The following is a 13,952-nucleotide window of genomic DNA, read 5'->3' as shown; positions in this document are numbered from 1 at the left end:
ACCGCCTCAGCTCGTCGAGCCGCCGTCGATGACGATGGTCTGGCCGGTCATCCAGGAGCCGGCTTTGGAGGCCAGGAACACCGCCGCGCCGGCGATGTCGTCAGGCTCGCCCAGGCGGCGCAGGGGCGTGCCGGAGCTGGCGCGGGCCTCACCTGCGGGCGTGTCCCACAGGGCCTTGGCGAAATCAGTCTTCACCAGGCCCGGCGCGATGCAGTTGACCCGGATATTGTCGGGGCTGAGCTCCTGGGCGAGGTTGCGGGCCAGCTGCATGTCCGCGGCCTTGGAGATCGCATAGGCGCCGATGACGCTGTTGCCGCGCAGGCCGGCGATGGACGAGATGATCACCACCGCGCCGTCCTTACGCTCGCGCATCTCGGGCGCGACCATGTTGATCAGCCAGTTGTTAGCGATGATGTTGTTCTCGAGGATCTTGCGGAAGGCGTCGTCGCCGATCTCGCTCATCGGCCCGTAGAACGGGTTGGAGGCGGCGTTGCAGACCACGATGTCCACCTTGCCGAAGGCCTTGCGGGTCTCGTCCACCAGCTTCTGCAGGTCGTCCTTGGACGAGATATTGGCCGGGACGGCGATGGCCGCGCCGGGATGCTTGGCGTTGATGGCGTCGCGGACCTCTTCGCAGGGGCCGGCCTTGCGCGAGGAGATCACCACCTTGGCGCCGTGCTCGGCCATACGCTCGGCGGTGGCCTTGCCGATGCCCCGGGACGAGCCGGTGATGATGGCGACCTTGCCGGTCAGATCGAACAGTTGGCCCATGGCCGCAGCCCCCCTAAAACGGTTGTTTGAATTTGTAGCCGCATTTGCCGCGCCGCCGGACGTGGCGTCAAGCGGGCAGCGGCGGCCCGCCCGCACCCTTCGCCCTTGCCCGTCGGCGCCGAACCGACCTCTGATGCCGACAACAGGCCGGGCCGCCCCGGGCCGGAGACCCCTATGGCGAAGCCGCCGAAAGCCCTGGTCAACATCCTTATCCCCGCCCTCTTGCTGTCGGCGGCGGCCTGGGTGCTGTGGCGCGAGCTGCATGAGCTGCCCCCGGCCCGGATCGCGGCGGCGGCGGCCAGCCTGACGCCCGCGCGCCTTGTCGCCGCGGCGGTCCTGTCCCTGGCCGGCTATGGGCTGCTGGGCGTCAATGAGCAGATCGCCCTGCGTTGGCTGGGCTCGAAGGTCAGTTGGGGGCGGGGGATCTGGACCTCCTTTGTCGCTCACGCCCTGGCCAACAGCCTGGGCATGGCCGCTCTGGTCGGCGGCGCGGTCAGGGTCGGCATGCTGGCGCGCGAGGGGGTGAGCGTGGCCCAGTCTGCGGTGGTGACGGTCTATGCGGCGGTCTCCTTCGGCCTGGGGCTGGCGGCCCTGGCGGGCCTGAGTTTCCTGGTCGCGCCGCCGGAGGCCTTCGCCGTCCTGCATGCGCCGGCCGGACCGTTGCGCCTGTTGGGCGGGCTGCTGGTGGCCGGGCCCTTCGCCTATCTGGCGGCCTGCGCCCTGGTCCGGGGTCGGCTGGTGCTGTTCGGCCATGAGCTCTCCCTGCCGCCGCTCTGGCTTGGCCTCACCCAGTTCGGCTTCGGGCTGACCGACGTGATCCTGGCGGCGGTGCTGATGTGGCTGGTCCTGCCCGGCGAGCCGCCGCCCCTGGCCAACTTCGCCGGGGCCTACCTGACCGCCATGGCGGCGGGACTGTTCTCCGGCGTGCCGGGCGGGCTGGGGGTGTTCGAAGGCGCCCTGGTCGCCCTCCTGCCTCAGGTGGACCGCGCCAACCTGACGGCGGCCATGCTGGCCTATCGGATCTTCTTCTACCTGCTGCCCCTGGCCATCGCCGCCCCGCCCCTGGCGGCGGGCCTCTTCAGGCGCGGGCGAAATCCTGCCAAGCTCACCCCTACGGAGGATCCGCCATGACCCGCCTGACCACCGTCGAAGCGCTTGAGGCCCTCTATGGCGCGCCGGGGCCTGCCTCGACGGTCAAGGAGCTGGATCACCTGATCCCGGAGTACCGGGCCTATATCGAGGCCTCGCCGTTCTGCGCCCTGGCGACTGTGGGGCCGGAGGGCCTGGACTGCAGTCCGCGCGGGGACGCCGGCCAGGTGGTGCGGGTGATGGACGACCGCACCCTGGCCCTGCCCGACCGGCGGGGCAACAATCGCTGCGACTCCCTGCGCAACATCATCCGCGACCCTCGGGTGGCGCTGATGTTCATGATCCCCGGCTCGAACACCACGCTGCGGGTCAATGGCCGGGCGGTTCTGGAGACCGAGCCTGGGCTGCTGGAGGCCTTCCGTATGGAGGGCAAGCTGCCCCGGTGCGTCGCCCTGGTCGCCATCGACGCCGTCTACTTCCAGTGCGCGCGGGCCCTGATGCGGGGCCGGGTGTGGGATCCGGCCAGCTTCATCGACCCCGACAGCCTGCCCACGGCGGGGGACATGCTGGCCGCCGCCAGCGCCGGCGAGGTGGGCGGGGCGGCCTATGACGCTGAATGGCCTGGCCGCGCCGCCGCCAGCATGTGGTGAAGGCCTTCCCCGAAAGACCTGGGTTCGCGGCAAGTCCTTGGCGCGCTTCAGCGAAATGCGGGCTGTTTTCGCCCAATTGAACCGGCCGGGGTGACTCTTGGGCTGGGGCTGCGGTACTGTGCGGGTGATGAACCTCGCCGCCCAATATTCCTATTGGTACTTTAGCTTTCCGACGCCGCTGGCGGAGGAAGGGGTTCGTTTGACGTGATCACGTCCTGACAGACACCCGACCAGCCGCCAGCTTCTGGCGGCTTTTTTGTTGCCGCCGGACCTGGCTCCCCGCCCAGGAAGACCCGCAACATGACCTCTGAGACCACTGACGACCTTCGCATCCGCACCCTGCGCGAGCTGCCCACGCCCGCCGAGGTGATGGCCGAGCATCCGACCACCGAGACGGCCGGCGCCACCGTGCGCGAGGCCCGCGCCGCCGTGCACGACATCCTGCGCGGCGACGACGACCGCCTGGTGGTGGTGATCGGCCCCTGCTCGATCCACGACCCCAAGGCCGCCCTGGAATACGCCCGGCTGATCGCGCAGGCCCGCAAGCGCCATGCGGCGGACCTGGAAATCATCATGCGGGTCTATTTCGAGAAGCCGCGCACGACGGTGGGCTGGAAGGGGCTGATCAACGACCCGCGCCTGGACAACAGCTTCCGCATCGAAGAGGGCCTGCGCCTGGCCCGCGGCCTGTTGCTTGAGGTCAACGACATGGGCGTGCCGGCGGCCTGCGAGTTCCTGGACGTGATCACGCCTCAGTATCTGGCCGACCTGGTTGGCTGGGGCGCGATCGGCGCGCGGACGACCGAGAGCCAGGTGCACCGCGAGCTGGCCTCCGGCCTGTCCTGTCCCGTGGGCTTCAAGAACGGCACGGACGGCAATATCCGTATCGCCATCGACGCCATCAAGGCCGCCAGCCAGCCGCACCATTTCCTGGCGGTGACCAAGGACGGGCGCTCGGCCATCGCCGCCACCAGCGGCAACGGCGACTGCCACGTGGTGCTGCGTGGCGGCCGGGCCCCCAACTATGACGCCCTCAACGTCGCCGCCGCCTGCGGCGAGATCGCCGCGCAAGGCCTGAAGCCGGTCGTGATGATCGACGCCAGCCACGCCAACAGCTCCAAGAACCCCGCCAACCAGCCCAAGGTCATCGAGGACGTCTCCGCCCAGGTGGCCGGCGGCGACACCCGGATCATCGGGGTGATGGTGGAAAGCCACCTGGTGGCCGGCCGCCAGGACCTGGTTCCCGGCCAAGCCCTGACCTATGGCCAGTCAATCACCGACGGCTGCATCGACTGGGCGACCTCGGAGGCGGTGCTGGACAACCTGGCTGAAGGCGTCCGCGCCCGTCGCCAGGCCCGCAGCGCTGTCGCCGCCCTCGCCGCCGAGACGGTCGGCTAGGTCAGTTGCACGACGGCCACCCGCCCATGTCCAGGTGCAGGTGATCGGCGTGCTCGACATTGTAGTCCGGCGACAGGACGGTGACGAAGACCTTGCAGCCGCCGTCGCGCACCCGGCGTAGGAAGACGCCCTTCGCGCCCTGGTCCTTCCAGTCGCCGGCTATGCTGACGCTGGAGCCGTCGGCCAGGCGGAAGCCGGCCAGATCCAGGGCGTTGGCGCTGGCGTGCTCGCTCAAAGGGCCTTCCGGCCGGCCATAGATCCGGCGGCAGGCGAAGCTGCCATAGTGGTCCAGGCCGACCACCGCCTGGCCCAGGACCTCAATCGCCGCCGGCTGCACCACCTGGCGCTCCCAGATGGTCAGGGCCAGGGCCTCCTTGCAGGACAGGGCGGCTTCCGCGGGCTTCAGCGGCGCCAGGCCCGAGGTCAGGATCAGGGCGTCGCTGACCTTGCAGTCGCCGGTGGTGGGCGGGGCGGCGGTGAAGGCGACCCCGCCCTGGCCCAGGGCCTGGCGGCAGGCCAGCGGGTCAGCCCCGGTGCGCGCCGCCTTGGCCTTGGTGGCCAGGCCGACAGGATCGATCACCCGCAAGGGTTTCCAGGGCAGGTGCTGGGGCGCGATGGCCCGGTCGCCGACCAGGGCGATCACCGCCACCAGGGCCCACAACAGCACCAGGCCCACGACGCGCGCCAGGAAGGTCTGGCGGCTGGCGTGGTCCTTGACCTTGGGATGGCGGGGAACGCGATAGGCCATGGGCTCTCCGGGGCGTGGGCCCATTTCATGGTCTGGAGGCCGCCTTCGCAAGCCGCAGTCGCCAGAAGCCGCCGCGAGAGATGTTCGCGGCCGTCGACAACTTGAAAAGGATCATCCACTAAAAGACCGGCGTGACCGCGACCGGCTGCCCCCTTGCGATTGGGGTCGGCGCACATCAGGTTCGGTTGGCAAGACACACGGAGTTTCGAGATCATGCACGACTGGCGTCTGGACGAAGACGAGGACGGGGACGACCGCAAGCCCGACATGCCGATGACGGCGGGCCCGGTGCAGAACGCCCTGTTCAAGTCGCGCACGGTGCTGATCTTCGGTGAGATCAACATGCGGCTCGCCGAGCGCGTCACGGCTCAACTGCTGGCTCTGGCCAACGAGAGCAGCGACGACATCAAGGTGATCATCAACTCGCCCGGCGGCCACGTCGAAAGCGGCGACACCATCCACGACATGATCCGCTACTGCGGTCCGCGGGTGAAGATGATCGGCACCGGCTGGGTCGCCAGCGCCGGCGCGCACATCTATCTGGGCGCGGCCAAGGAAAACCGGCTCTGCCTGCCCAACACCCGCTTCCTGCTGCACCAGCCGTCCGGCGGCGTGCGCGGCCAGGCCTCGGACATCCAGATCGAGGCCGAGGAGATTGTGAAGATGCGTGAGCGCGTCAACCGCATGATCTCCAAGGAGACGGGCCAGCCCTACGAGAAGATCGTCAAGGACACCCAGCGCAACTTCTGGATCGGTGCGGAAGACGCCGTGGCCTATGGCCTGGTCTCCCGCGTGATCTCCAGCGCCTCCGAGGCCTGATCCGATGTCGGCCGCGCCCTGGTGGAAAGGCGCGGTCGTCTATCACATCTATGTCCGCAGCTTCTTTGATGCGGATGGGGACGGCCACGGCGACCTGAAGGGCGTCCTGGCCAAGCTCGACTACATCCAGAGCCTGGGGGTGGACGCGATCTGGCTGTCGCCGATCCACCCTTCGCCCAATCGTGACTGGGGCTATGACGTCTCTGACTACGAGGGCGTCCATCCCGACTACGGAACCCTCGACGACCTGACCGCCCTGGTGGACGCCGCCCACGGCCGCGGCCTGAAGGTCATGCTCGACGAGGTCCTGGCCCACACCAGCGACGAGCACGCCTGGTTCGCGGAAAGCCGCGACGGCGGACCCGACGGCCCCAAGGCCGACTGGTACGTCTGGGCCGATCCCGGCCCTGATGGCACGGCGCCCAACAACTGGCTGTCGGTGTTCGGCGGCCCGGCCTGGGCCTACCAGCCGGCCAGGCGCCAGCACTATCACCACAAGTTCCTGCGCCAGCAGCCCAAGCTGTCCTGGATCAACCCCGACGCCAAGGAAGCCGCCCTGTCGGTGCTGGACTTCTGGCTGTCCAAGGGGATCGACGGCTTCCGCCTGGACGTGGCCGGCACCTTCCTGCACGACGCCAAGCTGACGCCGAACCCGGCGGTGCCGCCCGCGGAGCGCACCCGCCATCACTGGGCGCACGCCAGCGAGATGCAGCGGCACCTCTATGATTCCAACCTGGCCGAGAACATCCCGCTGCTGGACGAGATCCGTCGCCGGGTGGACGCGCACAACGCCGACGGCCGCGGCGAGCGCTTCGTGTTCGGGGAGTTCTCCGAGGAAGAGGAGCGCTGCGGGGCCTATTGCACGCCGGACGACGGCCTGCACTCGGCCTACACCTTCGTCCTGCTGCACGCCCGCAAGCTGAACCCGCAGATCTTCCGCGACCACTTCGAGACCCTGGCCCGCCATCCGGGCCACTGGCCGTGCATCAGCTTCTGCAACCACGACATCCCGCGCACCGCGACCCGGTTCGGCGGCGGGCCTGAGATCACCCGCCTGATGCTGGCGCTGTTGATGACGCTCAAGGGCGCGGTGCTCCTGTACCAGGGCGAAGAACTCGGCCTGCCCGAGGCCCAGAGCCTGACCCGCGAGGAGATCCGCGATCCCGTCGGCGACCTCTACTGGCCGATCGCCAAGGGCCGGGACGGCAGCCGCACCCCCATGCCCTGGGCGCCCGGCGAGAACCTCGGCTTTTCCACCGCCAAGCCCTGGCTGCCCTCGGCGCCGGAGCACGCCGACCTGACCGTGGCGGCCCAGGAGGCGGACCGTGGCTCGTACCTCGCGTTCAGCCGGGCGATGATCGCCCTGCGCAAGGGCTCCGAGGCCCTGACCCGCGGCGAGATCGCCATGCTGGACGCGCCCGGTCAGGTGCTGGCCTTCACCCGCACAGCCGAGGCTGAGCGCGTGCTCTGCGTATTCAACATGGGCGAGACAGCGGTGCGGTTCGAGGCGCCGGAGCTGAAGTCCGCCTGGGCGGCCGGCGCGGTGGCGGGCGACGCGGTCCTGAAGGATGGCGCGCTGGAGTTGGGGCCATACGCGGTGTGCATCCTGCCCCTCTAACCCCGCGAGGCTTGCTCCAGGTCAAGGCGTGACCGAACCACGATCCGCCAATGGACTATGCCGCCCTGGCTTCGAGAGTTAAAACAGCCCCATGCCCGACGGAAACGCCAAGCCCGCCCGCGCCGAGGCCGAGACCAAGTTCGGCCAGGGGTTCCTGCGCGACATCTGGTATTTCGCCGCCCTCGCCAGCGACCTGAAGCCCGGCAAGCTGCAGCGCTATGAGATCCTGGGCGAGCCGGTGCTGCTGGCCCGCGACCGCAAGGGCGAGCCCTTCGCCATCCGCGACATCTGCCCTCACCGGGCCGCGCCGTTCTCGGCCGGCCGGCTGACAGCTGAGGACGATGGCCGGCCCAGCGTCGAATGCCCCTATCACGGCTGGCGGTTCGGGACCGACGGGGTCTGTTCGGCCATTCCGTCCCTGGTGGACGGCCAGGAGATGGATGTCAGCCGCGTCCGTGTCCGGCGCTATCCCACGGTGGAGAGCCAGGGGATGGTCTGGATCTGGGTCTCGTCGGACCCGCGCTTCGATGGCGAACCGCCGGAGCCGCCGCCGGTGTTCGAGGGCGCGGTGGGCGGCGCGCCGAAGTTCGTCGACCACATGGATTTCGACGCCCACATGGACCATGCGGTGGTCGGGCTGATGGATCCGACCCATGCGCCCTACGTCCACGGCCAGTGGTGGTCGCGCAAGAAGAAGGGCCAGCACGACAAGGCCAAGGCCTTCGCGCCCTCGGAGCGCGGCTTCGTCATGACCCGGCACGCGCCGTCGAAGAGCAACCGGCTTTACACGCTGCTGGGCGGCGAGCCCCTGACGGAGATCACCTTCCGCCTGCCCGGCCAGCGCTGGGAGCATGTGGCGGTGGGCCAGCGCCAGGTCCTGGCCCTGACCTGCCTGACGCCTGTCAACGACAAGCGCACCCGCATCACCCAGATCGTCTGGACCGACCACTGGGCGGCCAGCGTCCTGCGCCCCTGGTTCAAGCACATGATCCGCGTGTTCCTGCGCCAGGACGGCGACATGGTGAACCTGCAGAACGAGGGGCTGAAATACGACACCAGCCTGTTGTGGATCGACGACGCCGACAAGCAGGCCAAGTGGTATCAGCAGCTGAAGCGCGAATGGGCCGCCAGCCGCCGCGAGGAACGGGCCTTCAGGAACCCCGTCGAAGAGGTGACCCTGCGCTGGAAAAGCTGATCAGATCGCAGCCCGGGTGATCGGCGGCCGCGCGGCCGCGCCCGGAGTCTTTGCCTGGGCTTGCGCCTGAGCGCGGGCGAGCGCCTGAGCCTGCGCCAGACCCGGAGCCGCCGGGGCGGCGCCCTGGGTCGAGGCGGGCGCGGTCGGCGGCACGGCCCGCTGGGTCAGTTTCAGATCATCGATCGGAATGGGGGCGAAGCCGCGTCCCGTTTCCCAGTCCAGGCGCCCACGCAGGGCGGTCACGGTGGAGACCGGCTCCAATTTGCGCAGGTCCATGCGCGACAGGGCGGCATGGGGCAGCTTCACGTAGAGGACCGGGTGCTGCTGGGTGTCGCGGCCGTCAGCGGTGGGCAGGTGGCAGCGGGTGACCACCTCGACGCTGTCCACCCCGATGACCGACAGCACCTCGACCCCGACCCGCAGGCTGATCGAGCAGACATTGGACAGGTGCATTTCCTGCACATTGGCCGGCGGCAGGGCCACATAGGCCGCGCGCTGGCCGCCGGGCGCCAGGACACAAGCCTCGTCCGGAATGGCGTCCAGCTCCATGGCGTCGATATAGACGATGAACCTGCCCGGGCTGGGCTGGGTGATGGCGAAGCCCTCCAGGGCCGCGCGCAGGGCCGGAAAGTCCAGGTTGGCCCTCAGGGTGCTTTCGATGGCGGTGAGGTCCAGGGCCAGCACGCCGGAGGCCACGGCCACGTCGGTATTGTGCGCCTCGGCCTGGCGCTTGCCCTTCTCGAATTCCTCCAGGTCGGCCTTGGCGGCGGACAGCACCCGGGCCACCAGCTCGCGGCGGCGGTCCTTGCCGTTGTTGAACAGCGAATCGATGAGGCCGGGCTGGTAGTTGTGCAGGGCGCGGCGCGCGGCCTTCTCGCGGTCGTTCTTGCGCGGCATGGGCTGGACATAGCCCCGGCGGGCGATCTCGTTCCAATCCTTGCGCTCGTACTTCACACAGTGGGCGCGGGTCAGACGCTGCAACAGCTTGTCGTAGGCGATGGCCTTGTCGGGGGCGGCCTCACTGCGCTTTTCACGGCCGGCGGCGCGGGCCTTGCGGTCGCGCTCGCGCATGGCGCGCTTGGTGGCCCGGTCGATCCGGGTCATTGTGGCGATGATTGTCTTGGCCGTTTCCTGCGCCGACATTCAAACCCCTCCGCGGCGCAAGGCCGCACCCGAACTGGGTAGTTTGTAGTAACTCTGTTTTCTGACCGAGCCGTTAAAACCCATGTCCACTTTTCTATCCCAGGGCGTGACACTCGCCTTCGACGACATGAGCCCTCCGGGGGGCGCCGACCGGACCATCGTCCTGGTTCACGGCTTCTCGTCGAACCGCCACGAGGGGTGGCGCAGGACGGGTTGGTACGCCGCCTTCGAGCGCCGCCGGATCCGCTGCATCGCCCTGGATCAGCGGGGTCATGGGGAGAGTGAAAAGCCCCACGCGCCAGAGGCTTATGAGCGCGCCCGGCTGGCCGCCGACGTCATCGCCCTTCTCGATCATCTGGGCCTGCAGCGGGTCGACCTGTTCGGCTATTCCATGGGCGCGCGGACGGCCCTGGCCACCGCCATCGCCGCGCCGGACCGGGTGTCGAACCTGATCGTAGGCGGGGTGGGCGGCAAGCTGATCGGCGAGCGCAGCCTGGGTGACGCCGGCATGACGATGGCGCAGGCCATGCGCGCAGCCGATCCGGAGACCATCACCGAGCCGATGCTGCGCAGCTTCCGCCAGTTCGCCGACGAACAGGGCGAGGACCTTGAGGCCCTGGCCTGCTGCACCGAGACGGTGAACCCGCCGCACGACGTGGACGGCATGCGCACCCTGCCCATGCCGGTTCTGGTGGTGGCCGGCCAGCGGGACGAGCCGGCTGGCGATCCGGAAGAGCTGGCCCAGCTGTTCCCCTATGGCCACGCCGTGACTGTGCCGGGCTGCGATCACTTCTCGGCCATTCCTCATGCGCTCACCAAGGCGGCGGTGTTCGACTTCCTGGACGGCCTATTGGACGATCCTTTCGCGCGGTAGGGCGCGACGGCCGAAAATGGGGCCTGCGTCGTCTGGCCGCGCCCAGGGGTGGGAAAACCGCCTCGGGTGAGGCCTCGGTTAAGGAGCGGCCAACCAAGCTGGGCGCATAAGGGGTTCCCCATCCAGCAGGAACCCGATGAGCGCCAGTTCAGCCGCAGCGTCCGCGCCCCCGAATTCGGTCGCCCGGAGCCTCGCCAATCTTGAGGCGGCGGCGTCGACGTGCCGGGTGTTGAACCTGGCGGAGGTGGGCCGCGAATGGGGCGGCGCAGCCGTCTGGCGCGAGCAGCCCCTGTTCCGCGCCTGGGCCCTGAACAACGCCGTGCTGGTCAAGCACCGGCCGGGCGGCGAGGCCCCCGTCACCACCCGCGTTCACCTGGCCGGGATCGGCGGCGTGGCCGGGCCGGTGATCGTGCTGGGCCGCTCGGGCTGGCGCGAGGATCTGGCCAAGGGATGCGCAGCCGATGAAGGCCCGGCCTTCCACGCCGACCTCACCGTGCTGCAGGCCCTGGACGAACTGCCGGCTTTCGACCCCTTCCTGGTGCGCGAGCAGCTGAGCCGCCTGGGGCTGGGGGTGGCGCCCTGCTACGCGCCGATCACCGCCAACGAGGTCGAGGCGGTCCGCGCCTTTATCATCGACGAGGTGGCCCGGCTGGTCATGCTGGCCATCGGCGCGCGCAAGGTCGAGCAGACCGCGAAGCTGGTGGGCGCGATCATGTCGGCCCAGGACGATCCTCGGCTGGAGCCCCTGCGCCTGACCTTCGGCCTGGAGCCGGGCGCCTTCCGCGAGGGCGTCTTCGCCTGGAAGGGCTTCCTCTACTACAAGCGCCTGCTGACCCAGCTGAAGTCGCAGACCAACATCGCCTCGGCCGAACTGGGCCGGCTGGTGCTGCTGGACCCCTGCCCGCCCCTGATCGGCAAGTATGTGGAGGCCGGCCAGGACCGGATCCGCCGCAGCCTGTCCCAGGACCTGGCCGCCGCGGCCCAGCTGCTGGCGGTCTATGACAAGGCCTTCTCGGACCTGACCGAGCAGGGCGACCCACGCACCTTCCGCGAGTTCCTGGCCGCGGCGCCGGCCCTGTTCTTCCGCCTGGGCGAGCGCATGGGGGCGCTGTCGCACTTCGCCACCTACTGGCGCCGACGCTATCCGATCGGAATCAAGGTCGAGGCCACCGGCGCCGAGGCCTGCGAGCTGTTGCGTGACATCGATATCGGCCTGGGCGACTGGCCCGAGGGCGAGGCCGCGGCGGCGGCCTGATCGGCCGGCTTGGCTGACGCACCGCAAGGCCCCTATGGTCGCGCCATGAGCGCCGACCTGATCCTGCCCGACCTTGTTTCTCTCCTGAACGACGCCGCCCGCGAGGCCGAGGGCCTGGCGGCGCGCCTGCGCGAAGCTGTCGCCGGCCGCGTGGCGCCGGACGGCCGGGTCGACCGCAAGCTGCTGGACGCCGAACAGCATGTGGCCCATGGCCTGGCCTGGGCGGCCTCCTACGCCGAGACCCTGCGCCAGACCGCCGCCTGGGCGGGCGCCCTCAGCGCCCAGGGCCGGTTCGGCGAGGCCGAGGCCCTGCCTGCCCAGCTGCTGGCCTTCGAATATCTGAGCCAGCTGGTCGGCGGCGTGCCGATGAACCAGGGCGAGATGTTCCGGCCCGGCGACCTGGACGTGGACGCCCAGGCCCTGGCGCCCTTGATCACCCGGCTGCGGCCTGGCGCCTCCCAGGCGGTGAAGGCCCGGATCGTCGAGCTGCTGGCCGAGGCTCGCGGCCGGCCGTCCCTGGAGGCCAGCGGCCTGGATGAGACCCTGGACCAGGTCCGCGACCAGTTCTGCGCCTTCACCGCGGAGCGCATCGCCCCCTTCGCGCACGGCTGGCACCTGCGCGACGAGCTGATCCCGCTGGAGCTGTTGAAGGAGCTGGCGGACCTGGGCGTGTTCGGCCTGACCGTGTCGGAGGCCTATGGCGGCGCGGGCATGGGCAAGATCGCCATGTGCGTGGTCTCCGAGGCCCTGTCGCGCGGCTGGATCGGGACCGGGTCGCTGGGCACCCGCTCAGAGATCGCCGCCGAGCTGATCCTGGCCAATGGCACCGAGGAGCAGAAGGCCCGGCTGCTGCCCGCCATCGCCTCAGGCGAGATCATCCCCACCGCCGTCTTCACCGAGCCGGAATCCGGCTCTGACCTGGGCTCGCTGCGCACCCGCGCGGTGCTGGAGGACGGGGCCTGGAAGGTGACCGGGGCCAAGACCTGGATCACCCACGCCGCCCGCGCCGACCTGATGACCCTTTTGGTGCGCACCGATCCGGCCTCCAAGGACCATCGCGGCCTGTCCATGCTGCTGGCGGAAAAACCGCGCGGGACCGACGCCGATCCCTTCCCGGCGCCCGGCATGAGCGGCGGCGAGATCGGGGTCATCGGCTATCGCGGCATGAAGGAGTACGAGCTGGCCTTCGACGGCTTTGAGGTGGCGGAGGCCAACCTGCTGGGCGGCCAGCCCGGCCAGGGCTTCGCCCAACTGATGGCGACCTTCGAAAGCGCCCGGATCCAGACCGCGGCCCGCGCCATCGGGGTCGGCCAGGCGGCGCTGGACATCGCCCTGGACTATGCGCTTGAGCGCAACCAGTTCGGCCAGGCCATCGCCGAGTTTCCGCGCGTGACCAACAAGCTGGCCATGATGGCCGCCGAGCTGCTCGGCGCGCGTCGCCTGGCCTGGTTCGCCGCCTTCGCCAAGGACGAGGGCCGGCGCTGCGACCTGGAGGCCGGCATGGCCAAGCTGGTGGGCGCGCGGGTCGCCTGGGCCGCCGCCGACAACGCCGTACAGATCCATGGCGGCACAGGTTTCGCCGTCGAGCAGCCGGTCAGCCGGCTCCTGGCCGACGCCCGCATCCTGAACATCTTTGAAGGGGCCGGAGAGATCCAGGCCCAGGTGATCGCGCGCCGTCTGCTGGACGGCGCGAACTGATCAGCCGGCGACGCGCGGGGCGAAGCCCTGGGCCAGCAGGCCGACCTGGCGATCGAACACCGCGCTCATCTCCTCGGCGTCGGCGCCTTCCCAGGCGGCCAGGCGGTAGGTCCAGGCATAGATCCCCATCAGGGCGTCGACAATCAGGTCCAGGTCCTGGTCCGCACCGATCTCGCCGCGGGCGACACCCTCGGCCAGGCAGTCCTTGATCACCTGCCGCAGGCGCGGGTTCTTGCCATAGGGCCGGGTCGAGGGGCCGAGCGTCCAGTCATAGGCCGCCGCGATGTGGGCCAGGAACAGCTTGGTGCGGCGGGTCTCGAAGGCGAAATGGATGGCGAACAGGGACCGCAGGCGGTCGGCGACATTGCCGCGCAGATGCGGCGCCACCCGGTCCAGCTCGGCGTAGAGTTCTTCCAGCCGGTCGGCCATCACCTGGCTGAGGATGTCGCCCTTGGAGGCGAAGGTGGTGAAGACGCTGCCCACCGCCACCTCGGCCCGGCGCGCGATCTCGCGCACGGTGGTCTCTTCGTAGCCCTGGGTCTCGAACAGGTCCCGGGCCGCGTCGAGAACACGCTGGCGGGTGGCTTCCTTCTGGGACTTCCTGACGCTCAACATTTATCCCCTTGCGGGATGGGGACGCAGGCGCCCCCATCCTTCTGAAGGGTTAGACGTCGCGGGGAGGCGTCACCCCCAC

At 69.7% G+C, this 13,952-nt stretch carries 13 protein-coding genes; 9 read left to right on the top strand and 4 right to left on the bottom strand.

What is annotated here, in order from left to right; genetic code table 11:
• Window positions 1-6: 6 nt before the first annotated feature.
• Window positions 7-771, bottom strand: a complete 765-nt coding sequence (locus ACFQ27_RS10005) for an SDR family oxidoreductase (RefSeq protein ID WP_374346137.1) — start codon at window positions 769-771, stop codon at window positions 7-9.
• Between the two features lie 174 nt (window positions 772-945).
• Here ACFQ27_RS10005 and ACFQ27_RS10000 point away from each other — a divergent pair, with 174 nt between their 5' ends.
• The 3 genes from ACFQ27_RS10000 to ACFQ27_RS09990 all read left to right on the top strand — a co-directional run bounded on the left by ACFQ27_RS10000 (window position 946) and on the right by ACFQ27_RS09990 (window position 3,908).
• A complete protein-coding gene (locus ACFQ27_RS10000; protein ID WP_377353484.1) occupies window positions 946-1,902 on the top strand; it encodes a lysylphosphatidylglycerol synthase domain-containing protein in 957 nt (318 codons plus the stop codon).
• Complete coding sequence (locus ACFQ27_RS09995) at window positions 1,899-2,510, top strand: pyridoxamine 5'-phosphate oxidase family protein (RefSeq protein WP_374346135.1); 612 nt, start codon at window positions 1,899-1,901, stop codon at window positions 2,508-2,510. The genes ACFQ27_RS10000 and ACFQ27_RS09995 overlap by 4 nt, the downstream gene beginning before the upstream one ends.
• Window positions 2,511-2,810: 300 nt before the next feature.
• Entirely contained in the window at window positions 2,811-3,908 is a 1,098-nt protein-coding gene (locus tag ACFQ27_RS09990; protein WP_374346134.1) for a 3-deoxy-7-phosphoheptulonate synthase, read from the top strand.
• A gap of 1 nt (window position 3,909) precedes the next feature.
• Here the strand turns inward: ACFQ27_RS09990 and ACFQ27_RS09985 are convergent, their stop codons facing one another.
• Window positions 3,910-4,656 (bottom strand): extensin-like domain-containing protein, encoded by a 747-nt coding sequence (locus ACFQ27_RS09985; RefSeq protein ID WP_377353483.1) that lies wholly within the window; start codon window positions 4,654-4,656, stop codon window positions 3,910-3,912.
• A gap of 213 nt (window positions 4,657-4,869) precedes the next feature.
• On the opposite strand from ACFQ27_RS09985, the gene ACFQ27_RS09980 reads away from it, so the two are divergent.
• From ACFQ27_RS09980 to ACFQ27_RS09970, 3 genes are all read left to right on the top strand, one after another.
• Window positions 4,870-5,475, top strand: a complete 606-nt coding sequence (locus tag ACFQ27_RS09980; protein WP_374346132.1) for an ATP-dependent Clp protease proteolytic subunit — start codon at window positions 4,870-4,872, stop codon at window positions 5,473-5,475.
• 4 nt (window positions 5,476-5,479) lie between these two features.
• On the top strand, window positions 5,480-7,093 hold the full coding sequence (locus ACFQ27_RS09975; RefSeq protein ID WP_377353482.1) for an alpha-glucosidase: 1,614 nt from the start codon (window positions 5,480-5,482) through the stop codon (window positions 7,091-7,093).
• Window positions 7,094-7,184: 91 nt separating this feature from the next.
• A complete protein-coding gene (locus ACFQ27_RS09970; RefSeq protein ID WP_377353481.1) occupies window positions 7,185-8,288 on the top strand; it encodes a Rieske 2Fe-2S domain-containing protein in 1,104 nt (367 codons plus the stop codon).
• On the opposite strand, the gene ACFQ27_RS09965 is transcribed toward ACFQ27_RS09970, so the two are convergent.
• Window positions 8,289-9,431 (bottom strand): hypothetical protein, encoded by a 1,143-nt coding sequence (locus ACFQ27_RS09965; RefSeq protein ID WP_377353480.1) that lies wholly within the window; start codon window positions 9,429-9,431, stop codon window positions 8,289-8,291.
• An 82-nt stretch (window positions 9,432-9,513) separates the two neighbouring features.
• On the opposite strand from ACFQ27_RS09965, the gene ACFQ27_RS09960 reads away from it, so the two are divergent.
• The 3 genes from ACFQ27_RS09960 to ACFQ27_RS09950 all read left to right on the top strand — a co-directional run bounded on the left by ACFQ27_RS09960 (window position 9,514) and on the right by ACFQ27_RS09950 (window position 13,258).
• Complete coding sequence (locus ACFQ27_RS09960; RefSeq protein WP_374346128.1) at window positions 9,514-10,305, top strand: alpha/beta fold hydrolase; 792 nt, start codon at window positions 9,514-9,516, stop codon at window positions 10,303-10,305.
• 136 nt (window positions 10,306-10,441) lie between these two features.
• Complete coding sequence (locus ACFQ27_RS09955; protein WP_377353479.1) at window positions 10,442-11,560, top strand: hypothetical protein; 1,119 nt, start codon at window positions 10,442-10,444, stop codon at window positions 11,558-11,560.
• A 45-nt stretch (window positions 11,561-11,605) separates the two neighbouring features.
• Complete coding sequence (locus ACFQ27_RS09950; RefSeq protein ID WP_377353492.1) at window positions 11,606-13,258, top strand: acyl-CoA dehydrogenase family protein; 1,653 nt, start codon at window positions 11,606-11,608, stop codon at window positions 13,256-13,258.
• Here the strand turns inward: ACFQ27_RS09950 and ACFQ27_RS09945 are convergent, their stop codons facing one another.
• A complete protein-coding gene (locus ACFQ27_RS09945; RefSeq protein WP_374346155.1) occupies window positions 13,259-13,870 on the bottom strand; it encodes a TetR/AcrR family transcriptional regulator in 612 nt (203 codons plus the stop codon). It abuts the gene before it with no gap.
• Window positions 13,871-13,952 lie beyond the last annotated feature (82 nt).

Source organism: Phenylobacterium conjunctum, from assembly GCF_042679085.1.
Classification (GTDB): Bacteria; Pseudomonadota; Alphaproteobacteria; order Caulobacterales; family Caulobacteraceae; genus Phenylobacterium; species Phenylobacterium conjunctum.
This window is presented reverse-complemented; position numbering and strand designations above follow the sequence as displayed.